Source organism: Acinetobacter sp. Ac8, assembly GCF_055392545.1.
In genome coordinates this window covers 4629096-4654067 of the sequence record NZ_AP043689.1, presented here as the reverse complement: position 1 = coordinate 4654067, position 24972 = coordinate 4629096, and the positions used below count along the sequence as shown (strand labels likewise).

At 37.8% G+C, this 24972-nt stretch carries 20 protein-coding genes; 11 read left to right on the top strand and 9 right to left on the bottom strand.

What is annotated here, in order from left to right; genetic code table 11:
* Positions 1–23: 23 nt before the first annotated feature.
* Positions 24–761, bottom strand: coding sequence for an FMN reductase (gene msuE, locus ACZ5QH_RS22070; RefSeq protein WP_303577750.1), 738 nt, complete (start codon positions 759–761; stop codon positions 24–26).
* A gap of 378 nt (positions 762–1139) precedes the next feature.
* On the opposite strand from msuE, the gene ACZ5QH_RS22065 reads away from it, so the two are divergent.
* From ACZ5QH_RS22065 to ACZ5QH_RS22050, 4 genes are all read left to right on the top strand, one after another.
* Positions 1140–1793 carry a response regulator gene (locus tag ACZ5QH_RS22065; protein ID WP_004823671.1) on the top strand — a complete coding sequence of 218 codons (654 nt, stop codon included), beginning with the start codon at positions 1140–1142 and terminating at the stop codon, positions 1791–1793.
* Between the two features lie 235 nt (positions 1794–2028).
* Positions 2029–3249, top strand: coding sequence for an MFS transporter (locus tag ACZ5QH_RS22060; RefSeq protein WP_303577751.1), 1221 nt, complete (start codon positions 2029–2031; stop codon positions 3247–3249).
* A 267-nt stretch (positions 3250–3516) separates the two neighbouring features.
* Positions 3517–5922, top strand: coding sequence for a YgiQ family radical SAM protein (locus ACZ5QH_RS22055; RefSeq protein WP_004723458.1), 2406 nt, complete (start codon positions 3517–3519; stop codon positions 5920–5922).
* Positions 5923–6353: 431 nt separating this feature from the next.
* Positions 6354–6878: a DUF2726 domain-containing protein gene (locus ACZ5QH_RS22050; RefSeq protein ID WP_004723457.1), complete on the top strand. Its 525-nt coding sequence runs from the start codon at positions 6354–6356 to the stop codon at positions 6876–6878.
* Positions 6879–6936: 58 nt separating this feature from the next.
* On the opposite strand, the gene ACZ5QH_RS22045 is transcribed toward ACZ5QH_RS22050, so the two are convergent.
* The 7 genes from ACZ5QH_RS22045 to argS all read right to left on the bottom strand — a co-directional run bounded on the left by ACZ5QH_RS22045 (position 6937) and on the right by argS (position 14334).
* Entirely contained in the window at positions 6937–7293 is a 357-nt protein-coding gene (locus tag ACZ5QH_RS22045) for a RidA family protein (RefSeq protein WP_056518324.1), read from the bottom strand.
* A gap of 59 nt (positions 7294–7352) precedes the next feature.
* Positions 7353–7577: a hypothetical protein gene (locus ACZ5QH_RS22040; protein ID WP_464016765.1), complete on the bottom strand. Its 225-nt coding sequence runs from the start codon at positions 7575–7577 to the stop codon at positions 7353–7355.
* 69 nt (positions 7578–7646) lie between these two features.
* Entirely contained in the window at positions 7647–9059 is a 1413-nt protein-coding gene (creD, locus tag ACZ5QH_RS22035) for a cell envelope integrity protein CreD (RefSeq protein WP_303577752.1), read from the bottom strand.
* 113 nt (positions 9060–9172) lie between these two features.
* The gene (gene creC, locus ACZ5QH_RS22030; protein WP_303577753.1) at positions 9173–10636 is read right to left on the bottom strand and encodes a two-component system sensor histidine kinase CreC; all 1464 of its coding nucleotides are present in this window, start codon (positions 10634–10636) and stop codon (positions 9173–9175) included.
* Between the two features lie 3 nt (positions 10637–10639).
* Entirely contained in the window at positions 10640–11359 is a 720-nt protein-coding gene (creB, locus tag ACZ5QH_RS22025; protein WP_303577754.1) for a two-component system response regulator CreB, read from the bottom strand.
* Between the two features lie 445 nt (positions 11360–11804).
* Positions 11805–12398, bottom strand: a complete 594-nt coding sequence (locus ACZ5QH_RS22020; protein ID WP_004723450.1) for an SPOR domain-containing protein — start codon at positions 12396–12398, stop codon at positions 11805–11807.
* 145 nt (positions 12399–12543) lie between these two features.
* Positions 12544–14334 (bottom strand): arginine--tRNA ligase, encoded by a 1791-nt coding sequence (argS, locus tag ACZ5QH_RS22015; RefSeq protein WP_004723449.1) that lies wholly within the window; start codon positions 14332–14334, stop codon positions 12544–12546.
* 194 nt (positions 14335–14528) lie between these two features.
* On the opposite strand from argS, the gene ACZ5QH_RS22010 reads away from it, so the two are divergent.
* Entirely contained in the window at positions 14529–14948 is a 420-nt protein-coding gene (locus ACZ5QH_RS22010; RefSeq protein ID WP_004823681.1) for a hypothetical protein, read from the top strand.
* Positions 14949–15006: 58 nt separating this feature from the next.
* Positions 15007–15276, top strand: a complete 270-nt coding sequence (locus ACZ5QH_RS22005) for a DUF2798 domain-containing protein (RefSeq protein ID WP_004823682.1) — start codon at positions 15007–15009, stop codon at positions 15274–15276.
* 5 nt (positions 15277–15281) lie between these two features.
* On the opposite strand, the gene ACZ5QH_RS22000 is transcribed toward ACZ5QH_RS22005, so the two are convergent.
* The gene (locus ACZ5QH_RS22000; protein WP_303577755.1) at positions 15282–15878 is read right to left on the bottom strand and encodes a hypothetical protein; all 597 of its coding nucleotides are present in this window, start codon (positions 15876–15878) and stop codon (positions 15282–15284) included.
* A gap of 324 nt (positions 15879–16202) precedes the next feature.
* Here ACZ5QH_RS22000 and ACZ5QH_RS21995 point away from each other — a divergent pair, with 324 nt between their 5' ends.
* The 5 genes from ACZ5QH_RS21995 to ACZ5QH_RS21975 all read left to right on the top strand — a co-directional run bounded on the left by ACZ5QH_RS21995 (position 16203) and on the right by ACZ5QH_RS21975 (position 24840).
* Positions 16203–17900, top strand: coding sequence for an NAD-dependent malic enzyme (locus ACZ5QH_RS21995; RefSeq protein WP_034614981.1), 1698 nt, complete (start codon positions 16203–16205; stop codon positions 17898–17900).
* A 158-nt stretch (positions 17901–18058) separates the two neighbouring features.
* Positions 18059–21433: a type VI secretion system Vgr family protein gene (locus ACZ5QH_RS21990; protein ID WP_303577756.1), complete on the top strand. Its 3375-nt coding sequence runs from the start codon at positions 18059–18061 to the stop codon at positions 21431–21433.
* A gap of 5 nt (positions 21434–21438) precedes the next feature.
* On the top strand, positions 21439–21975 hold the full coding sequence (locus tag ACZ5QH_RS21985) for a hypothetical protein (RefSeq protein WP_270386152.1): 537 nt from the start codon (positions 21439–21441) through the stop codon (positions 21973–21975).
* Positions 21972–24365 (top strand): M23 family metallopeptidase, encoded by a 2394-nt coding sequence (locus ACZ5QH_RS21980; RefSeq protein ID WP_303577757.1) that lies wholly within the window; start codon positions 21972–21974, stop codon positions 24363–24365. Before ACZ5QH_RS21985 ends, ACZ5QH_RS21980 begins: the two co-directional genes overlap by 4 nt.
* Before the next feature lie 10 nt (positions 24366–24375).
* Positions 24376–24840, top strand: a complete 465-nt coding sequence (locus ACZ5QH_RS21975; protein WP_303577758.1) for a hypothetical protein — start codon at positions 24376–24378, stop codon at positions 24838–24840.
* Positions 24841–24972 lie beyond the last annotated feature (132 nt).

The window sequence follows — 24972 nt, the reverse complement described above, 5'->3', positions numbered from 1 at the left end:
ATTTATTCATAACAAGGTTGCGCTTAAGCAACCTGTGATTGTGGTGTTTTGGATTTTGCATGTAGACGAGACTCTGCCGCATCCAAGTCTGGTATCGCCGCGGAAGGAAGCACATCATCTTGCTCAATCTGTTTGTTGATGCCTAAATTTTGATTGGCTTGTTCTGTTTTGGCTTTCACCACTTCTGCTCGCTGACCTTTTGCAGGCGCCCATTCTAAAATTGGCAATGCCCGTGCGACGGCTAAAGTGATACGGTCTTGGATGTGTTCACTTTTAATGGTGTACTCAGGTGTGAAGTCACGATCTGTTGCATAGACACCAATAGGCAGCGTTTGCGCTTGAAAGAAGCTAAATAATGGACGTAACTGATGCTCTAGAACTAAAGCATGAAGGTCACTACCACCCGATGCAGCAAGCAATACAGGAACATCGACTAGCGCTGTTTGTTCAACAAAATCAAAGAAATGTTTAAATAAACCAGTAAATGATGCACGATAAACAGGTGTTCCCACGATGAGCGCATCTGCTGCTTCTACGGCAGCTAAGTCATCTTGAACACGTTGTGGCAGTTGGTTGCGATAAATTGCGCCCCCTAACAAATGGCCTATTTCACTGAATTTAATAAAATGAACATGAATCGGTGTTGCCTGACCCAGCTCATCTAAAATCGCTTGAACTAAACTTTCGGTTTTTGAAGGGTTATTTAATCCCCCTGAAACAGCAACAATATTTAATGGTTTTTGTTGAGTATAAATAGACATGTTGGCAACCTAATAAATTGAATCTCGGAATGCCATTCATTAATCTATATTTGACGAAGCAGTGTAAAATAATGAAAAACAGATTGGTTATCTGTTTTTAAGATAAACCACAAAGCCTTTGAATAATGCACGATTTCGTCTTTTAAGTATTTGAAGTTAAATAATATTCTTAAAATGAATAAGTAATTCATTTTTAACTGTTTATTTTATATTTAAAAGTGATATTTAAATCTTAATTTCGATAAATGACCTAAAGATTGTAGGGAATTTTAATTAAAGCCGACAAATTATTCAAAAATTCGTTAATATTTACGTATCCTAAATAGCAATAGTGCGGTTAGAATGAAATAACTGCGCTAGAGATCTCTCGCTTCGCTTATGAATATTTTAATCGTTGATGATCATCCACTGTTTCGCCATGCGTTAATTCAGGCGGTTCGTTATAGTTTGCCACAGGCTCAAATTAGTGAAACTGCGGCTGTTAATGAATTTTATGAGCGTTTGGAAAATGGTCCAGAACCAGATCTCGTCTTGTTGGATTTAAATCTGCCAGGCGCATCGGGTTTCTCTGCATTGGTACATGTTCGTGCACAGTATCCTGCACTTCCTATTATTGTGGTTTCTGCTCACGAAGATGCGTCCATTATTCAACGTGCAATTGCACATGGCGCAATGGGCTATATTCCTAAATCTGCGCATCCAAGTCATATTGGGGAAGCAATTCGCCAAGTGCTGGATGGTGATATTTGGTTACCGCCAAACTTACCTGCAGCGAATATGAATTTTGACCCGCGTGCCGCAGATGAAACAGCTTTAGCTGAACGTATTCAATCGTTAACACCACAACAGTTCCGTGTATTGATGATGGTTGCAGAAGGTTTATTGAATAAGCAAATTGCTTATGAACTTGATGTTTCGGAAGCGACTATTAAAGCGCATGTGACGGCAATTTTCCGTAAATTAGGTGTACAGAACCGTACTCAAGCGGTACTCGCAATCAATGCACTCAATATTGAAGAACGAAAAGTTTAAGATTCTTGCTGGTTAAATTTAACTTCAATATATTGAAAAATTACGAGAAGAGTGTATTAAAAAATACGCTCTTTTTTATTTTCTGATTTCTGCATTTACTCATGTAATTTTATTCTAAATCAAATATTTAAAATTCATATCTGACTTGAATCATCAAGGGATTGTCTGCAATAAAACTTTAGCTTTTATCAAGAGTTAAAAATAGGCGTATACTGAACGGACATGAGGAATAATTATGTCTGAAGCACCTGAATCTACAGCTTATATTGAGTATGGCACTCGGCCTTTTATCGCAATTTTACTTTCATTGTTTTTAGCTGGCTTTGCTATATTTTCATCGTTGTACTGTGTTCAGCCGATGATGCCGTTTTTGGCAAGTTTTTTTCATGTTACGCCAACCCATAGCAGTTTCCCGCTTTCATTTTCCACCATTGCCTTAGCCTTAGGGCTTCTTTTTGCGGGGCTGATTTCAGATCGTTATGGTCGTAAGCAGATCATGGCCATTTCTTTATTTTCCACCGCAAGCTTATTATTGCTGAGTTCGTTTTTACCGTATTGGGAAATATTCCTTGCAACACGTATGATGATTGGCTTGGCTGTTAGTGGTGTTGCTTCTGTAGCAATGACCTATATCGGTGAAGAAATTGCACAAAAAGATGTTGGCTTTGCCATGGGGCTGTATATTTCAGGGACAGCAATAGGGGGAATGGGCGGGCGTTTGATTGCAGGGGTATTGCTGGATTATATCTCTTGGCAAACTGCGACGATGATTATTGGTCTACTTAATTTATTGATCGCGATTACATTTTACATAGCCTTACCTGCCTCTAAACACTTTAAATCTTATCCCATTCAATTCACACGTTTTATCGAATCCTTTAAGAAAAATCTTTCTGACCCAAAGCTGAGACTATTGTTTGTCGAAGGTTTTATTCTGATGGGATGCTTTGTGACCGTGTTTAATTACATGAGTTATCATCTGTTAGAAAAACCTTTTGAATTGTCACAAACATGGATTGGTTTAATCTCGATTGCCTATTTATCTGGCATTTATAGTTCACCTCGTGCAGCCAGTTGGAGTCGTCAATTTGGACGAGGTAAGGTACTGATTGTGATGTTCTCAAGCATGATTCTGGGGTTATGGATGATGCTGATTCCATCATTATGGGTGATCTTGATTGGCCTATTGATTTTTACTTTCTCATTTTTTGCCGCACATTCCACATCAAGCAGTTGGGTATCGGTACAATCCTTACAATATCGTGCAGTCGGCTCTTCGCTTTATCTATTTTGTTATTATCTTGGTTCAAGTTTCTTGGGCAGCAGTAGTGGTTTAGTCTGGGAAAAATATGGATGGTTTGGCCTAACAGTTACGATGACTTGCGTACTTTGTATTGGGCTCTTGGTGGCTTTAAAACTAAATCAAACACTTCATAAAGATCAGGTAAAAGTATGAGCTGCTGCATCTAAATAGCGTTAACTAAGCTTTTCTATTCAATTTCGCTGCGCTTTTAAACGATCCATCATGATAGGTAAATTTTCCTTTTATAACGGATGACGAATAGCTTTAACATCTTAAAAAGCTATCAATAACAGACCAAATAGAAGACCAAGAGAAAATGTTTACTTTTTAATCAAACAACATGAGTAAAATTCATGGTAAAATGATCAACTTTCATTTTAGATCTCTCCCGATCGCCAACTGCCAATCGAGAAACTCACCATGTCGACCGCTTATACTGCTCAGACAGCGCCTACTGCGTTGTTTGATTATGACAAATATTGGGCATCGTGCTTTGAACCAGCACCATTTTTGCCAATGTCACGTGAGGAGATGGATCAACTCGGTTGGGATAGTTGTGACTTTATTCTGGTATGTGGTGACGCTTATATCGATCATCCATCGTTCTGTTCAGGAATTATTGGCCGAACGCTTGAAGCACAGGGTTTCCGTGTCGGGATTATTGCACAACCAGATTGGACTTCTGCTGAAGCATTTAAAGTGCTAGGTAAACCGAATATTGCATGGGGTGTGACCGCGGGTAATATGGATTCTATGATCAACCGCTATACGGCTGACCGTAAAATCCGTTCTGATGATGCATATTCACCAGATAATCTACCCAATAAACGTCCTGACCGTGCTGCAACTGTATATTGTCAGCGTTGTCGTGAAGCATTTCCTGATGTACCCGTATTATTGGGCGGTATCGAAGCATCATTACGCCGTATTGCACATTATGATTACTGGTCAGACAAAGTTCGTCGTTCAGTGCTGATGGATTCCAAAGCAGACTTATTGATGTATGGCAATGGTGAACGGTCTGTTGTTGAAGTTATGCATCGTCTTGCCAAAGGCGAAAAAATTCATGAAATCACCGATGTTCGTGGTACGGCATTCATCGTCAATAAAATTAATCGTGTTTCTAAAGCCAAGTTTGTTGAAATTGCATCGAATGATGTTGATGCGATTGGTCGTGTTGATCCAATCATCAATCCTTATGTGATGACTGAAGATTTAGATGGTTGTGAAATTGAACAAGGTAAAGGAAATTCTTTAACCCAATATCAAAATTTCCAAAAAGAATTGGTGGCAAATCCTGTTGTTCGTGAAGGTGATCAACTGGATGAGAATACCCAGATTGTACGTTTACTGCCGACATCTAAAGCAATTAAACATAAATTACCGCCGCGTGAATTGGCTGTGATTCGTTTGCCTGCTTTTGAAGAAGTGGCAACCGATCCTGTACTTTATGCACATACCAACCGCATCTTGCATCTTGAAACCAATCCGGGGAATGCTCGTGCATTGGTACAAAAGCATGGTGAACGTGATGTATGGTTAAATGCACCACCGATTCCATTGACCACCGAAGAAATGGATTATGTGTTTGACTTGCCTTATGCGCGTCTACCACATCCAGCTTATGGTGAAGCGCGTTTCCCTGCATTTGATATGATCAAATTCTCTGTAAATATCATGCGTGGTTGTTTTGGTGGTTGTACATTCTGTTCGATTACCGAACATGAAGGTCGTATTATTCAAAACCGTTCAGAAGAATCAATTTTACGTGAAGTTGAAAAAATTCGTGATACAGCCCCAGGTTTTACAGGCATCATCTCAGATTTAGGTGGTCCAACTGCAAACATGTATCGCTTGCAGTGTAAAGATCCTGAGATTGAAAAGAACTGTCGTAAACCTTCTTGTGTGTATCCAGGTGTATGTCAAAATTTACATACCGACCATGCACCACTTACTCAACTTTATCGCAAAGCACGTTCATTAAAAGGCATCAAAAAGATTCTGATTGGTTCAGGCTTACGTTATGACCTTGCGGTATTGAACCCTGAATATGTCAAAGAACTGGTTCAACACCATGTTGGCGGTTATTTAAAAATTGCACCAGAACATACCGAGAAAGGTCCATTGTCGAAGATGATGAAACCGGGAATCGGGACCTATGATCGCTTTAAACAGATGTTTGATCGTTTTAGTAAGGAAGCGGGTAAAGAACAGTATTTAATCCCGTACTTTATCGCTGCACATCCAGGAACAACGGATTATGACATGATGAATCTTGCGATCTGGCTTAAGAAAAATGGTTTCCGTGCCGATCAGGTGCAAACCTTTTATCCATCACCAATGGCGACAGCGACCACGATGTATCACACCGGGAAAAACCCGTTGGCCAAAGTGGCTCGTTATACCGAAAGTGTGGATATTGTAAAAGGTGAAAAGCGTCGTCGTTTACACAAAGCCTTCTTGCGTTACCATGATCCAAACAACTGGCCATTACTACGTGATGCATTACGTGAAATGGGCCGGGTAGATTTGATTGGTAACTCTAAGCATCATCTGATTCCAACTTATCAACCGCAAGGAACTGAAGGGCAATACCAATCTGCCCGTAAGAAAAATTCGACTGTTGACGGTGATTCGCAAAAGCGTACTGGGGATAGCCGTAATTCACAGGCGAAAACTCAATCGCGTCCTTCCAATACCAAAAAGCGTCCTGAGCGTGGTCAAATATTGACACAACATACAGGTTTACCGCCGCGCGAAACAGGTGATAAAAAACCATTTTCTGGAAATGGCAAAGCAAAGTCTAAGCCAAAAAGCAGAGCTTAGTTGCTGTTTGAGAAAGTAATAAGAAAGGATGCCTAAGCATCCTTTCTTAAATCAGCAATTGAATAATAAAAATACCTAACTGTGGATAAGTGTCTGTAAACTGTTGAAAACTTTAGTGTACTAAAAACACACAATTCTCGAATATCATTGTCCTACAATAGTACGCAAGATTCATTAAATTCAGTTGTATTCGCATTCAATACGCGATATATATGAGGTGTAATTCAATTCATTTGGTTGAAATACTAAGTGAATAAAACAAATAATAGTTCAATAAATAAGTTAAAAATGTGATTTATTTGAGTATTTTGAAAAAGCAAATATGAGAATGCGTCTGGCATATTACAAAATTGAACTGATTAAAAATAGTATCTTTGATACACAAGAACTGGTCGTAGACCAAATTATAATAAAGAATTAGGAAATGAAAAATGGACATGATAATCGTTGCGAGTTTGATATTACTTGCTGTCGTGATTGCCGCTGCTTATAAAGGATTGAAAAATAAGCAACAAGCAGATAGTGCTTTACGAAGAAGAGCAGTATTTAACTCACATGAACAAATTACGTTTACGCGTTTAAAAGAAATTTTACCTGAAGCCAATATCTTGGCTCATGTATCTTTTGATGCCTTATTAACGACAAAATATTTACATACACGTCGTAAGTATCAGCAAATGTTTGCAGACTTTGTGGTGCTGGACAAAGATTATAAAGTTTTAGCTGTGATTGCTTTAGATGATATCAATGCGATTAAGCGCTCGAATCAAAATACCTATGAAGATGCCTTGTTACAGTCGGCAGGTTATCGTGTGATTCGTTATATGGGGATTCCAGAGTATCAGGATTTGCGAGAAGATTTTTTAACAGAATTTTCAGAAATGAGCCATTCGCAAATGTTGGAGGAACATGTACTGGGGAAGTTTGATCTGTACTCAAATCGCGCATATAGCTAAGCAAAAAATGCATGTTTAAACATGCATTTTTTAGTTCATTCAAAATTTAGTATTGAGCTTATTCTGGTTTGACCGCAACAACCGTCATTTCAACTAAAACATCAGGTCGATAAAGCTTTGCTTCTACACAAGTTCTCGGCAGAGCTTGCATATCTGAACACCATGCATCCCAGATTTCGTTCATTCCTGCATAATCATTTTCGATGTCTTTTAAAAAAATCATCACAGACATAATGTGCTTTTTATCTGTGCCCGCATCTGCAAGAAAACGATCAATGATATCTAAGGTCTGTTGAGTTTGCCCTTTGATATCCAAACTTAAATCCGTAGCCAATTGACCCGCCAAGTGAACTAAATTTCCCGAAATTGCGATTTCAGAAAAGCGTTTTTCTACGTGCAAACGTTGTACAGTCATGATCATTCTCAAAGTTTGTTTATGTTTTAAATTTTACGTCATCATTTACAATCTGCAAATTAACTTTGTTGCTTGTTGGTGAATCTATCTATACGAATGAGGATTTTATACTTAAAAATAATCAAACAGTTATATTCTGGGCAAATAATGAAATTGCCTAAATTTAAAAAATGAATCTGCGCGTCACGTAACTGATTTAAACAAAATGCAATCGAACATTGCAGAGGACAAAGTTGTTGCAACTGCTTAAAGTGTTGCTGCTCCTGTGGTATGGAAATATTCATTGAAATACCTATTATTTAGAATCTATTTTTAAGCCAGTGAATCGCTTTGAGCTATTCACTGTGCCGTTATCAAGCTTGCGGAGGCGTATAGGATTTGAGTTTTTGCTCAGGCTTATTGTTGATTTGATACCAGTCGATATGCCGTGTAATAAACATCACTACAGCAAGTAAAACAAATGAAATGATAGAGCCGATCAGGAAGGTTTTGCCTGAAGATTGCAATAGCATATACATCACGGCATAAAGTGAACTCAGGATGATGCTGAATAGGCCAGCGGCTTTAAAACCTTTCATCACATAGTATAAGTACCAGCTCATGAGCCCGACACAGGCAATTCCAGCAACGAAATAAGCCCATGCAAAGGCATAGTATTCACTGATCGAAAGCAGTAAAACAAAGAACACCACTTGAGCCATCGCCACCAAAGAATATTGAATGGGGTGAATCCGTAAGCTTTTAAGCACTTCGAAGAGAAAGAAACAAGCAAAGGTGATGATGATAATCACGATACCGTATTTAATCGCACGATCTGTTTGTGTATAGACATTGACTGATTCTAGGAATTCTGTTGATAAACCAATACTTTGACTAGGTTCACCCATATAAGCCGGCTCTTGTGCAAAATAGCCATTACTAAACTGGCGAATACACTCATTGTTGTCGCAATCAATCAATTTACTGATGTTTTGATGACCTAGAGCAATATTTTTCCATTGTGCGGTGAATTGTTGCGGTGTACTGGTTTTTGCAAAGGGTAAGTTTTGTCCTGAATATTTGGTATCCGCCCAATTGCCTTTGGCCTGATAAGTGACACTACGACTGGTTGGGATCAGGGTGAATTTTCCCAGACCCGTAATATTGGCGGTTAAATCAAAAGTGAAACCATTTTGAATGGCATTGATTAATTCAGGATACTTTTTTGCAGAAACATACATAAAGTCAAAACCAGAACTGTTACTGCCTTGAGCACTCATTTCAAAAGCATAAGTTTTATTGAGCATGTTTAAGTTCGGTTGGGTATCTAAGCCGCGAGGATCATGTACAGGGAAGATAATTTCAGCTCGTTCCCATTGGTAATCTTTCTGTTCAAGTGTTGGTTTTTGGAATACGCCTTTGGCCATGAGATTTGCGGTGTAGCTAATTGCTCGATAGATGGTGCGTTTATAAGTGTTGTCAGAAACATTAAAGTTGGATGACCATTGCGTGCTGTCAGCACTGATATATAGCCATTGTTCCTCAGTACACAAATAGGCCACCTTCTTTTCATCGAGGCAGTTTTTTTGCTCATTGTAGGGCACACGGATATACGGTGAAATCACGGTTTGAGGGCTAATATTATTTTGTGCAATTTCTTTCAGAAATGCCCGTTGGTAATCTTGTCGTTCTGAGACCAGACTGGTAATAAAGAGTAAGCCTATCCCAAATAAGGCAACTAAAATTGCGATTGCAATAATTTTGAATGTAATAAAGTTGGATCGCATCACTGTTTTCCTTCGCCGTTGTTTGTTGTCAGTGTTGAGTGTGCGAAACAGCAATGTGCTTTGTTTGAGGTGTATCGGTTTTTTATATGAATTTTAAGTGAAGTTTGGTCGTGCTAAGGCAATTGAATTTTTACCAATACACCCTTTTGGTGGGGTTGTAAGATGGTGATTTCATTTCCTTGAATATTGCCAATGTGAATCTGTCCATGGTGTTGTTCAATGACTTGTTTAACAATGCTCAGTCCAATACCAGAACTGCGTTGTTGGCTAATCGGACGAGGCAAGGAAAAATAAGTATCAAACACTTGCGTGAGTGCATAATCTGGAATCCATTTGCCCTCATTAAAAACCTGTAATTCTATCTGCTGGTGTGTTTGACGATGAAGCCGAATCAGGATTTTTGCTGAATCTGTGGAAAAATCCAGCGCATTATCTAAAATATTGGCAAGGGTTTGTTGAATCCAAAATCGATCTGCACGAAGCATACAATTGGCTTCAATATCCAGTAAACACTGGATTTTTTTGGCTTGAATTTGACTGGCATGCTGGTCTAAAGTCTGTTGAATCAGTTCAGATAAATTGAAATCTTGCATTTCAATTTGATGTTTAGATTTTTCCAGACGGGTCAATAAGAGCATTCGATCAATCAGGCTACGTAAGCGCTGGCTTTGTTCATGAATATGCGTGGCAAATTGTTGTTGATCATTTAGTGGTAAATCTTCTTTGAGTAGTTCTGCACTGGCTTGAATTGCGGTAAGCGGACTTTTGAGTTCATGGGTCAGTGTATTGACATAGTGTTCCACATAAGCACGATCTTCGAGTTTTTCTCGCATATTTTCAACTGCTTGAGCAACTTGATTGAGTTCTTTTGCCGAACGAAAATAGGGGGTTTGATTGACAGGTGCAAGTGCCTGCGCGTATTTACGGACACGGTCAATACTGTGTTTTAGCCAATAGGCCACCAAACTGGCAAGAAACAGACTGAGTAATGTAATCCAAGCGGCTTGTCGGATCAGCTGATTTTCAGCGCGCTGAATATAAGGCTGTACTGAAATATTGGGCTTTCCAATACTGACAACGCCAATCAATTGCTGTTGTTGACCAACTTGATAATAGATTGGCGCTGCGATAAACATAGTGCTGCTATTGCTGTCCTTTTCATAACTGCGTGTAGAGCGAACGCCGTATTTTCCCTTTAAGGTCAGGTAAACATCATTCCATCGTGAATAATCTTGTCCTGTGGCGATACCTTGTGAGTCATAAATGACGATACCTTTGTTGTCGGTAATATAGATTTGTTGATTGATTTCATTTTTATTATGTTTCCAGATCGTGGCATTGAGTTTTCGATTCAGCGCTTTTTGAATTTTTTCATCAAACTGAACGGTACTGACTTTATTTTCATAGACATCTTCAGCTACTAACATCGCGATAATATTGGCATTTTCCGCAAGAGTATCTTCTACGACCTGTCGAACATTGGGCTTTACTTGTTGATTGAAGGTATAAGACATAAACCATAAACCCAGCAAGATGATCAATCCAAAGAAGAACCAAATACGAATAAAAATGGACATGGTTTATCCTTGCCTTTTTAAACTATAGCCAAAGCCTCGATGGGTTTCGATCGGGTCTTGCTCAGGAGAGATCTGCTTGAGTTTATTGCGAATACTTTTGATATGGGTATCGACTGTTCTTTCTAAACTATGCTCAGGGTGCTCCCATACATGATCCATCAATTGTTGACGGCTAAACACCTGTTCAGGGCGTTGAATCAATAATTTAAGTAAGCGATATTCATAGCGAGTCAGCTGCAGTATTGTGCCTAAGTAATGAATTTGCAAAGCCTCATCATTGCATTGCCAAACTTTAGCTGGCGTTGTAGAAAGCTGTGTATTTGGCTGTGAGGTGTGCTGTAACTGATTCTGTATCTCCATTCTGCGCCAAATGGCTTTAATCCGAGACACAATTTCACGCGAACTAAATGGCTTGGTACAGTAGTCATCTGCGCCAATTTCTAAACCCACAATACGATCTATTTCATCATCTCGTGCGGTTAAAAATAGCAAGGGTGTGTGATTAAAGAGACGAATTTTTTTACAGATATCAAAACCATTTAAATCTGGTAATCCGACATCTAAAATAATAAAATCAAAGGGTTGCTGTTGAATAAAATCAATGGCTTGCAGACCTGAATTGGCCCAAGTCACTTGCCAGTCTTCTCGTTCAAGTGCGTAACGTAACGGCATAAGAATAGCAGCATCATCTTCTACACATAAAATCTGTTTTTTATTATTCATTGCATTTAAAAATTCATAATCTCAATAGGAGTGTACTCAAATTGAAATACTTAGGCGAATGAATTTTCAGTGAAGTTTAGATGAACTGTTTTATTGCTTGAAATTGGCTGAATGCCTATTGGTGTGGGCTTTTACCCATGTGAATTTCTGAGCGCCCTGTAATCTTCGGATTTGATCGTCACGCCAATCACAGGACAGCAAATCAAAAGTATTGGTGACTTTTGATATCTCGGCAACGACATGGGTAATGTATTGCGGAAAATAGATTACTCTAATTTTGATCAATTTGGGTAAATTTTTATCGAATTATATTTCTTTTGAATAAAAAGTATTCAATTTGTCCGCATATCTAAGTAAGGTTAAAAAACGATTTTGAAGAATAAAACAGGATGCCAAAGCATCCTGTTTTTATGATTGATTGATCAGGCCATGCCTGAAAATTGCATCAGCGTTTAACTACAATAGAGTCAATACCGCTATGTTGTAAGGTTTGTTGGGCAATCACTGCTGCATTTTGTGATTCATAAGGGCCTGAAATCACACGATACCAAGTTTTTCCAGCTTCTGTGCTTTGAACCACATCGGCAGATAAACCATTTAAGATAATTTCAGCACGACGTGCATCGGCAGCATCAGGATCATCATAACTACGAACTTGAAGAATATATTCGGGTTGAACAGGTGTTGTACGTTCAGCATTTACACCGACATCTACATTTTCAGACTGAGACGGTGCTTCAACAATTACAGGTTGTTGTTGATTTCTGCTTTCAGGAACAGCTTGTTCAGGAATAGGGGTAACCTGTTGTTGTGGTAACAGATCATAAAAACGATAGTCTTTGTTGGTATCTTCTTGATAATGCTCAGACGTGATTTCGTTTTTGGGTTGGACGGGCGCCCACGGTTTCCAGAGCATCAGTGCGACACCAAAACTTAACACGATTAAAATGACGACAAGCATCCCTAACCATTTAGGAATCAATGGTTGTTTAGGTTTGGTTGGCCTTTCTGAAACACCGCGTTGCGTTTTTCCAAACACGTGGAACCCTCTTATTATGTATTGCTTAGATCGTGTTCAAGCATAGTTTTGCTTGAACACGATGTAAAGTAATGATTTATTACATACTTCAATGCTTACTTTGAGCCAGACCTTGGTCTTGAGAACATGTAAAGCAATTCTTGACTTACATACTTTCAGGTGCAGAGACACCCAATAATTCAAGACCATTATGTAAGACTTGTTTGATATTTGCTGAAAGCAATAAACGGGCTTGAGTCAATTCGGCATCATCACCCAATACTTTATTCTCGTTGTACCAACCATGGAATAAAGCAGCAAGTTCTTTCAAATAATTACCAACTTGATGTGGTTCATAATTATTTGCAGCGCGAATAAGGACTTCAGGATAAGCCGCGAGTTTCGCTAAAATTTCAGTTTCAGCATCAAGTTCTAATTTTGCAGCAAATTGACGTGCATTTTCAGTATCAAATTGAATATTTGTTGTTGCTGCTTTTTCTAACATACGGCAAATACGAGCATGTGCATATTGAATATAATACACAGCATTGTCTTTGCTTTGAGATACCGCTAAATCTAAATCGAAATCAATGTGCTGTTCAGATTTACGCATCACATAATAAAAACGTGCTGCATCATTGCCGACTTCTTTACGAAGATCGCGCAATGTCACGAATTGACCTGAACGAGATGACATTTGTACCATCTCACCACCACGCCATAAGCTGACGAACTGTACTAAAAGTACCGTCAATTTAGATGAGTCATAGCCCATCGCGTCAATTGCAGCTTTAACACGTGCAATATAGCCATGGTGGTCTGAACCCCAAATATCAACAAGGTCAGTAAAGCCACGTTGTAATTTATTTAAATGATAGGCAATGTCAGAGGCAAAGTACGTGGTTTGTCCATTACGACGTTTGACTACACGGTCTTTTTCATCGCCAAATTCAGTTGATTTAAACCAAATGTTGCCATCTTTTTCATAAAGAAAACCACGTTGATCTAATGTTTGTAAGGCTTCATCAATTTTTTCAGCCAAAGATGCTTCACTGAACCAGTGATTAAACGTTACGCCAAACTCACCAAGGTCATCTTTAATGTCATCTAAAATGGCATGTAAAGCTGCTTGATGGAATACACGATAACCTTCACCCACTAAAGCTTGTGCGTTGTGAATTAAGCCATCAATGTGCTTTTCTTTATCGCCTGAAATAACCACTTTATTGCCATCGGCATCAAGCTCTTCAGCATATTGCACATCTTCTGGAACATCTTTGTAAACATCAGCCACACTACGTACATAAGCATCAGCATGTTTGTCGATGATACCTTGGGCGATTTCTTTAACGTAATCACCTTGATAAGCATTTTTAGGGAAAACTAAAGTTTGGCCGCTTAATTCTAAATAACGTAAATAAGTTGATGTGGCGAGGATGTCCATTTGACGGCCAGCATCATTGACATAATATTCACGTTCAACTTTGGCACCTGTTGCTTCAAGTAAGTTTGCAACAGTCATACCATATGCAGCACCACGACCATGACCTACATGCAGGCTAGAGGTTGGGTTGGCAGAAACGAATTCAACCTGAATTTTCTTGGCTGCATTTGCTTGGGTTTTACCAAATTGTTCTTTTTGTGCTTGGATCTGATCCAACACAGTAAAGCGTTGATCGGCATTTAAAAAGAAGTTGATAAAACCAGGACCCGCAATTTCAGCTTTGGCAATATCAACCACTTCGGGTAAATTTGCCAAAATTTTCTCTGCAAGATCACGTGGTTTCATACCAGCAACTTTAGCGCCCATCATGGCAATGTTTGATGCGAAATCACCGTGGCTTCGGTCTTTAGTTCGCGTTAAAACACTCGTGTTTTTCCAGTCAGATGGAAGAGTCCCTTCAGCTTGTAGGGATTGCACTGCATGATCAAGAGCTGCTTGTATGGCCGTATTCATAATCTATAGAGAAATAAATGTCGCAGAAAAACGCTAAATATAGCAAATTTTGCGCCTTTTAGGTGAATGCATTTGTATAGAATAAAACTTATTCGATAAGAAAAATGTCGGTATGCTCAATTTCACTGTGTATTGGCGTTTAGATTTCATATCGACTTGACGGATTACACTGCTTTAATCACAGGATAAAAAATATGTTTGTGAGTTTTTTAGATCAAATCGATCATGAGATTATAGAAAAAGAACAAGTTATACAGTTGTTTGCGAAGATTCAGGCCACAGACTTGGAATATTCAAATTCAGGTTATCTTGCGCTAGATATGCCAAAACAAGGTCAGATCATTTTATTGTTTTGGTGGGTGGATACGACTCACTTGATTTTGCGTTACGATAAAAATATCCCTACTGTCCAACAAGGTGAGTCGTGGTTGTCTTGCAATGAAGATCTGAACTTAGCGTTATTTGATGTTGGTGATGACACATGGCTCCCTTTAAATTCAATTATTTCACTCGATGATGCAATCAATGTGATATCTGAGCTCTATGATCAGCCTTTAAATTTGTCCAATCAAATCAAATGGCAAAATGTGGCCGATGTTATGTGGAAGGATTAATTGTTTCAGGTCCATTAAAAGAATAAAATGTGGCCTGTTGGTAAATTTAGAGCGATATATGTCAAATACTCCTCCCACAATTATTGGCAATATCCCAAAACTCCCTGCAAAATTTGCAGCATGGATTATGCCGTTGTTCTTATCTTGTTTAATGAGTGGCATGGTGTCATTGATTAATATGTTGATCAATGTGGGTTTGATTAACGGATTTTGGACCAAATGGCTTGCTGCATGGATGGTATCATGGGCTGTGGCATATCCTGTGGTTCTGATTGTTTTACCCTTAGTACGACGTTTAACCGCCGTATTTGTGGATATGCCTAAATAATGGATCTACTCTTTACATGTGACAGGCTTGCTAAGCAATTCAGCATGGCCATTTGTAAAGGTATAAAGTTTGGAATTGTTAAAGATTTTAATCACTTTGGCTTTGCTCAGTGCTGTTTTAAATGTCGGCATTTTTTTCGCATTGACTAAGTCAAATGGATTGCCATAGTTGTTATTGTCGATTAAGAATTGAACTTGACCGGTTTGCGCATCATGTGCTTTAAGCAGCTCTTTGCCATTTTTATCTTCAATCGTAAAACCAGACTTCTGCGAAGGAATCTTACAATTCAAACGCAAATATAGGGCGTTTCCATCACTGGATTTGTTCTGTAAGGTGTAAATACCTTGAAGATCATTTTCAATATAGACCCATTGTCCAGTGGGCATATTGATCTTCATTTGTTCTAGTTTTTCAAGGGTGGCTTTACTGACATCAACCACACCTTGTTGATCAACTTCTGGAACTTTGGTTTCGCCTAAGCCCACCATACTTTTGACTTTTTCAGTGGTTTTAGAAACACCAGAAGAGACTTTTTTTGCAGTTTGGCAGCCAGTACATGCAATGACTGTGCTAAGAAGGAGCAGAGAGATCTTTGTGTTCATTGTTATTGGTTTAGCTTCATCGTATTTTAAACAAAATAAATCTAAACAGAAAAAAAATCAATGATTGGTCAAAATTGCGTACAAATATGCAGTTTTAATGGCGGGATCATGGCTCATTATTTTATGGAAAAATATTAAATTGCTTAAAAAAGAGAATTTGATCCGCAAAACTGAGAATAATTTATCATTCTGTAAAATACTTTGAATATCATTATCACGTATCTAAATACCCATTTAGTCAAAAATAGGCTTAAGCTTGTATCAGACCAAAGTCGTAGCTTAGCAAAAGATAGAAGCAGGCAGTCTGCTTCAATGAGAATGGAAATGCCAACGGAAACCCTGAAAAAATATCCTCTATATATTCATTATGCAGGTAATGCCTTATTAGAGCTGCCTTTATTAAATAAAGGTTCAGCCTTCACAGAAGAAGAACGAACTCAATTTAACTTACACGGTTTAATTCCTCATGTGATCGAAAGTATCGAGGAGCAAAGTCAACGTTCATACCAACAGTTCTGTTCTTTCAGTGAAGCGATCAATAAGCATATTTATTTACGAAATATTCAAGACACCAATGAAACGCTGTTTTACCACCTGATTGAAAACCACTTAAGTGAGATGATGCCGATTATCTATACACCGACAGTGGGTGAAGCATGTCAACGTTTCTCCGATATTTATCGCCGTCATCGTGGAGTATTTCTTTCCTATCCTGACCGTAAATACATTGATGAAATCATTCACAACGTAAACCGTAAAAATGTCAAAGTGATTGTGATCACAGACGGTGAGCGTATTCTTGGTTTAGGCGACCAAGGTATTGGCGGCATGGGAATTCCAATTGGAAAACTGTCTCTTTACACTGCATGTGGTGGTATTAGTCCAGCCTATACATTGCCGATTACCATTGATGTGGGAACCAATAATCAACAATTATTGAATGACCCGATTTATATGGGATGGTCGCAACCTCGTGTCAGTGGGGATGAATATTATGAATTTGTTGATGAAGTGATTGCAGCGGTTAAACGTCGTTGGCCAAAAGCATTGATTCAATTCGAAGATTTTGCGCAAAAAAATGCCATGCCTTTACTTGAAAAATACCGTGATAAGATTTGTTGTTTTAATGACGATATTCAAGGAACAGCGGCAGTTTGCGTTGGTACTTTAATTGCTGCGAGTAGAGCCGCAGGTAAACAGCTCAAAGATCAAAAAATTACCTTCTTAGGGGCTGGTTCCGCAGGTTGTGGTATTGCAGAACAAATTATTGCACAGATGGTTGCTGAAGGCCTGACGGATGCTGAAGCGCGTGCCAAAGTATTTATGGTAGATCGTTTTGGTTTAATCACTGAAAATCAGCCAAACTTATTAGATTTCCAACGTAAGCTTGCGCAGAAACCTGAAGATGTTGCACATTGGGGCAATGCTGAGGAAATCATTTCACTGCTTGATGTTGTGAAAAATGCCAAACCAACCGTATTGATTGGGGTATCCGGTCAACCGGGTTTATTTACAGAAGAAATCATTAAAACGATGGCTGAAAACTGTGAATATCCGATTGTATTGCCTTTATCCAACCCAACTTCAAGAGTTGAAGCAGTGCCAGCTGATATTATTCAATGGACTGATGGTAAAGCATTGATTGCGACAGGTAGCCCATTTACCCCTGTGAATTATCATGGTGAAACCTATCAGATTTCGCAGTGCAATAACTCTTATATTTTCCCTGGTATTGGTTTGGGTGTGGTAGCAGTTCAAGCAACCCGTGTTACAGACAATATGCTGATGGCTTCTAGTTCAGCTTTGGCTGATTGTTCACCGAAGTTGCAAGATATCCACGCAGATTTATTGCCTGATTTAAATGAATTACAGCAAGTGTCTAAAATTATCGCATTTAAAGTTGCTAAAGCCGCTATTCAAGATGGTGTAGCGCCGATGATCAGTGATGAGCAATTGCTAGAAAGTATTGAACAGAACTTCTGGAAACCAGAATATCGTGATTATAAACGTGTTCCGTTTTAACTTTTATTGGTAGGTAATGAAGATAAAAAGGGAAATTACTAGATAATTTCCCTTTTTTAAAAAGAGATATTGATTAAAAAATATAACAATTTATCGGTGTCTTTTTTTGAATTTTTAATTAAAATAAGGACACTTGTAATTAAATATCAATAACTAAAATGCTGAAAAATATTACGACCTTACTTGAAAGCTTTGGCTTGGGATTACAAACACGAGCGATCCACGTTCAATTCTCAAATCAAGCCTTAAACAGCAGTGTATTCTTGCAATGCATTCAGGGGCAACAACAGATTAATCAAGGCTTAAAGGCAGAATTACTCTGCCTTTCAACCAATGCGCATATTGCTTTAAAACAATTTATCGGGTGTCAGGTTGCAGTTGATCAAGTCACCGATTTTGGTGAATTGTACCGAACCTCTGGAATTGTAACAGGGGCAAGCCAAGGGCAGAGTGATGGGGCGTTAAGTGTTTATAAATTAACGCTTGAAGATGCAACCAGTCTTTGGCATAAGCGTCGTAATAGCCGTGTTTTTATGAACAAAAGTGTTCTGGAAATATCGGAAATCTTATTTAAAGAGTGGCAAGCGAAAAGTGCCTTATTTTCTGCCAGTCTCAGTCTGGACAGTAGTGGTTTAAAAAAACAATACGATATCCGTCCTTTTGTAATGCAAGCCAATGAAACGGATTATGAATTTTTAACTCGCTTGTGGCGCAGTGAAGGTATTAACTGGTTAGTTGATGAATCTGTACGAATTGTGCCTATTTCGGCAACGCAGATTCAGGCACAGAAATTACGTCTCATTGATGACAATACGCAATATGAGGCAATGCCTAGACGAAGTATTCGTTTCCATCGCAGTCATGCAACAGAACGCTTTGACACGATCACCAGCCTCATCGCCCAGCGTTCAATTCAATCAACAGCAATACAAGTACAACGTTGGCAAGCGGATAGCCTTTTACAAGATCAGGGCGATAGCCAGTTAAGTAATCACCAACATAGTGATCAACAAGACAATGAAACTTTAAGTTTAGAGCAGGCTTGGACAATTAGCCCAGCTTGGACCAGTGATCTCAATGGCGAAGACCAAACCACAGTTTCCAGTTCAGCCCAAGTTGATAAATTAAATACCCAACTAACACAATACCAAGAATTACAGTCCAAATATTTTACTGCAACTAGTTCAGTGCGTGATGCGCAAGTTGGCTATTGGTTTGAATTAAGAGAACACCCTGAAATTGATCAACATGATGGTTCGGATCGTGAGTTCTTAATCTTAGGTAAGACTTTTTACAATCAAAATAACTTACCTAAAGAGTTACAAGATCAGTTATCCAAGCTGCTTAATTTAAATTATTGGAACCATTTAATTAAAGACCAGCGTCAAGCCAATGAGTTGTCCTTGGTACGCCGTAGAATTCCGATCGTTCCAGAATATAACCCTTTAGCACATAGACCTTCTGCATTTCCACAACGTGCCAAAGTGGTTGGACCGCAAGGTGAAACGATTTATGTCGATCAATGGGGGCGGATCAAAGTTCGTTTCCTCTTCACCCGTACCGATGACAATAGTCATGATGGTGGTGCAGGCTCGAATGACAATGATACAGACTCAGCTTGGGTTGATGTATTGACCTCTTGGGCGGGAGAAGGTTATGGCACAAGATTCCACCCACGAATTGGTGAAATCGTAGTTATTGATTTCTTTGATGGCAATGTCGACCGTCCATTTGTGATGGGACGTTTACATGAAGCAGAACGTCATCAAACCATGTTTGATATCAAAGGCCAGTTGCCTGATACCAAAAAATTAAGTGGTATTCGCTCATCGGAAGTGGGTGGATCAGGTTTTAACCAACTCCGCTTTGATGATACAACAGGCCAAATCAGTACGCAGCTACAAAGTAGTCATGCAGCGACACAACTTAACCTTGGGAACTTAAGCCATCCGAAAGATAAGGAAACCAGCAATGGGCGTGGTGAAGGTTTTGAGTTAAGAACCGATGCTTATGGTGCCATGCGTGCAGGCAAAGGCATGCTTATCACGACGTATGCCCAAGAAAATGCGATTGCAGACCACTTAGAAGCAGCACAAGCGCAGTCCTTGTTAAATCAAGGTGCAGAAAGTATGAAAGTGCTGAGTGAAATAGCAGTCAAACAACAAACAGATGCCTTGAATGTTGTCAATCGTTTGCCGAAATTCATTCAATCACTTGAGTTAAAAAATGCAGGACAGGCATTGAATACGACTCTAAATCTATTTAAAGAAGGGGTGAGTAATGACCCCTTGAATGCTTTAAAAGATTGTGGTGGGTTTATTAAAGACATCGGTGCTTTAGGTGGTAATGCAAAAGGCATCGTGGATGAATTTAATGAATATTTCTCTGATGCGAAAGAAGCCGTTGAAAACTTAAAAGCGTTTATTGAGAACGTTGAAGAGCACGGTACAGATATCATTAAAGGTAAGCTTGCAAGCTTAAAAGACGATATTAAATCTAATCCTTTTGAATCCATTAGTAATGTGGGTAAGGTCTTGTCCAATGTTGAAATCAAAGACTTTGACATTATGAGTACTTGCGGAACATTCAATAAGGGTAACAAACTTGAAATTAAACCGTTGCAGGCTTTAGGTAGTTTGCAAGGTTTTATGGAAGGCTACACACAAGGCTTGGAAAATAGCAGCGACAACGCTAAACAAGAACAAGGTAAGATTTTCCGTCAAGCGTTGATGCTATTGGCTTCGCCAAATGGGATTGCATTAACCACGCCAGAAGACATTATTCTTCAAGCTTCACAAGATATTGCTGAAAGTGCAAATGGTTCGATTAACATGAGTGCTCAGAAGAATATTGTTGGTCATGCGCAGGATAAAATTAGTTTGTTTGCTGCACAGAAAGGTTTAAGTGCTTTTGCTGCAAAAGGACCGATAAAAGTGCAGGCACAGGATGACTTGATTGAAATCATTGCGAAGAAAGTGATTAAACTGATCGCGACTGAGGATAAGATCGAACTGACCAGTTCTAAAGAAATTGACTTAAAAGCAGGTGGGACTCAGCTTGTGGTTAATGGTAGCGGTGTCTTTATTAAAACTGGTGGAAAGTTTGAAGTGAAATCGGGCCAACAGTTGTTTACCAGTGGGGCAACTGTAAATGCGCAGTTACCGAAAATGCCTGAGAGTGGAATATTTAGTCGAAGGTTTGATTTTGGTGATATTTTTAATTTAGAAGATTTGAAAGATGAAATTAGATTCAAAGTCATAAACAAAACAAAGAATACAGAATATATTGGGATATTGGATGAAATGGGACGGACACCAAGAATATTTAGTGATTCGTCAGATAATGTTGAAATTCAATTTATTAGTAGTAATGAAGACGAAAATATTATACCTACAAAGGAATTAGATGAAGATCTTTATAATCATGATACTGGGGATTTAGTAGATGATGGAATTCATAGTCAGCTTGAAGAAGCTTTAGACGATGAATATAAAGATGACTTAGAAGATGATTTTAATAAATTTGGAGTATAAGAGAGATGAAACGCAGTCTAATATTAGTGTTGAGCACATTTATTTCAATCCAAGCTTTTGCTGAAGAAAATGCTTGTGAAAAAATTTGGGATATCTTCAAAAATAAGAATGAAAGTATCAAAATTGATAAAAGTAATGTCCCATGTAAACAAATTTGGGAAGATGTCAATAAAGCAAAACTTGTAAAGACTATTGGCTTAAACCCAAAAGATGCTCAATGGATGTCAACAGGAGAATGCCAAGTTATTGAAGTGAATAAAAATAAATACCAAGTTTATTATGCTTATCTGAAAAATGACCATAGTGATATAAGAATCATTAATGATGCTAATGGTAATTATTTTTCATATTTTAGAAATTTAGGCCGCTATGATATGTTTGAAGATAAGTTTTCTCCAACAAAAAAAGCAAATAAAAATGGTGTTGAGTTAAGTTGCCCAGGATTGGGGGATTTTGAGAAATTAAAACCTATTTTAAGCTCATATATCAATAATAAAAAAATTGATATTAAGAGATTTAGTTTTGAGGACTTAAATAAATGAAAAATGGTAAATCTATAAATCAAAAATCTTATCCATTAACCCGATATGGATTTATTTGTGCCGTTTCAAGAAAAGAATCTTCATCAGATTTAAGTCTGCCTTTAACTGCATCTGTAAACATTGATGCAAGTAAAATAAAAAATTCTCTGGGTTATATTGGTTTTTTTCAATTTGGTGAAGCTGCACTTATCGATCTGGGCTATTATAAGCATTGGGATAATAATTCTGATAAAACAAAAGCAAATGATTGGACAGGGAGTTGGGTTGGGCACAATGGTGTTAATTCTTTATCAGATTTTTTGAAATCCCCAGCTAAGCAAATTCAGATCATTGGAGAATGGATAGATCTTCTTTGCAAACGATTAAGAAATAGAAGCTTTAATGAATATTATGGAAAAATAATAAATGGAATTGAAATTACTGAATCGGGCGCTATTGCAGGGGCTCATTTAGTTGGTGAAGGGGGATTAGGTTCTTTTTTAGGTGTACCAGGTTTTAAGGGAAATTATAAAGAATCAGATGGGAATAAAGTTCATATTAGTAAATATATAGATATGTTCAACCATTATGACTTAGAAAGCTGTTGTAGTAGGAAAATATATATATCATTAAAAAATCAAATAGGGCAAATAGCAAAAAATAAAAAAGTAACTATTGAATCTGAATATAGTGGTAAGTTTAAACAATCTAAGTTTATTGTAAATGCAGAGTCAGATGAGCAAGGACTATTACCTGTTATTATTAGACATCCAGGCAGTAAAATAGTCATTAAGGCAGATGGTAAGCAATCGATAGTTATCACACAGGCCCCTGATAAAAAGCAAACTATTGAATTAAGTGTAAGTGAAGATATTAAAGTCCAATCTGTGTTACAAAAACCTGCTGAACCTGAACTAAAACAAGAAAAAGTTGTCGTTATTGAACAGAAAACGGATGATTCTAAGAAAGATGAGGTGAAAAAAGAGGCTTCTAAAGATATAAAATTTGATATATCTATAATAGAAAGTGACACAAATAGAAAAATAACGAATATGAAGTTTTTTGTAAGATATAAAGGTAAAATCAAAGAACATACTTCTGATGGTTCAGGAATAAAAACTGGTCTGATTGCGGAAGAGGGTGAGAGTTTAGATATATTAGTAAATGGTAGTAAAGGTTATCAAAAATTAAAAACAATACCTATAACTAAAGGAATAGAAAATAGCTGTATATCAGTTCCATTAGGGCTTGTAAGTGTAAAATTGAAGATACATGATAGTAATGGTAAGGTTGTAAAAAACAATAAGTTTTTTGTCTCATATAGAGGTAGAGAAATAGAAAAAACAACAGATTCTAATGGCTTTATTCAGTTAAAAATGTTAAATGCGTTTGTGTATAAGCTATTGCTTTTAAATAAAAAACCTGTTTTGACATTAAGAAATGATCCAAGTATTTCAGTAATCAATGTGAACTTAAATCCTGCTGCTACAATAATACAGATGCCGCCAGTGGCTTCAAATACTCCAACAAAGACAGTACCAGCAAAAACAGCACCAGCGAAAGAAACACCAGCTAAGAATGAAGAGAGCTTTGTTGATTATTTAATTGATTTTATTCCTTCACTAGGAAAAACAGAGAATGTTCATACAGAGAAAAATGGTAATCCATTAACAAAGCAATATGGTAGTGATGTTTCATTCACTATAAAAACAATAAATAAAGGAACAGGTAAGGAAGAGAACCTTCCCTATTCGGTAAATTACAATGGAGCAAAAAGAACGCACTATACAGGGCAAGATGGAGTTGGATTAAAAAAACATAGAGGAGAGGATGGAAAGAAAATAGAAATTCTTGTAGATATAAATGGAAAAGATCAAGTTCTCTATTCTGCAACTCTAAAAAACCCTATGCCAGTTATTGAAATAAGAATAGATAAGCCAAAAGATGATGGATCATATTTATTCCCGCTAAAAGCTCGGACAAACTCGTATAAAAAAGGCTTTGCTCGATTTGGTTCTAATCGAAGTGGGGGAAAACGAAAACATGCTGGATGTGATCTTTATGCTTCTGCCGGGACAGAAATTAGAGCAATGGCAGATGGTATTGTAAAAAATGTTTACTACTTTTATGACAACACTGATGCCATTGAGATAGTCCATCAAAAGCATATCATTCGCTATGGCGAAGTTAAAAAAGGTAAAGCTTTAGTAAAAGCTGGAGATAAAGTTGTAAAAGGTCAGGTAATTGCCCATGTTGGTAGCTTAACAACAAAAGGTATTCCAAGTATGATGTTGCATTTGGAAATGTACTCAAATCCAAGTAATAAAGGCACTTTAAGCGGTACAAGTGTCTATAAACGGCGTTCGGACTTAGTTGATCCAACACCATTTTTAGATAGCGCATCATTATGAGCATTCAGTCATGAAGAATATTTATATCTTAATTTTTATAAGTGCTTTAATTGCATGTAGCGATAAAAACCAAGATAAAGCACAAAGTAGTTCAAATAACAAACCAAATGTAATGCAGGCAGACCTGCATGAACAACAATCTTCAACTACAAGTGAGGCTTTACCTGTAAGCGAATCAAAAGTAGTTGCAGATAATGTGGCTGTGACAAAAAATAGTGTTCAAACAAATCAAATTTCTTGCTCAAATCAAAATATTACAGAATGGTATGGTTTTGATGAAGCTGCTGCTGAGCCGAAATGTGAAGTGGTCAAGAATTTTAAACTGCCATCCTATAAGTGCGATGTCTCTAAAAATGCCTTTGGTGCTGATAAGGATGCTATTTTATTAGAAAACCAAGACCAGCGGATTTTCGTTTATTCAGACTCTAAGGATTGCAATGAAATGTTAGAAATACGTAATTCTAACGCTCCATAAAATGGACGCCCTAAAGTCTATATGTTGAGGTTTATTTGCATGATAAGTTGCAATATTTAGTATTCAAAATTAGTAATCGTTTTTTGTCTTTGTAGAATGTTTGGATGAAAATAACTAATTGGTAATCAGTGT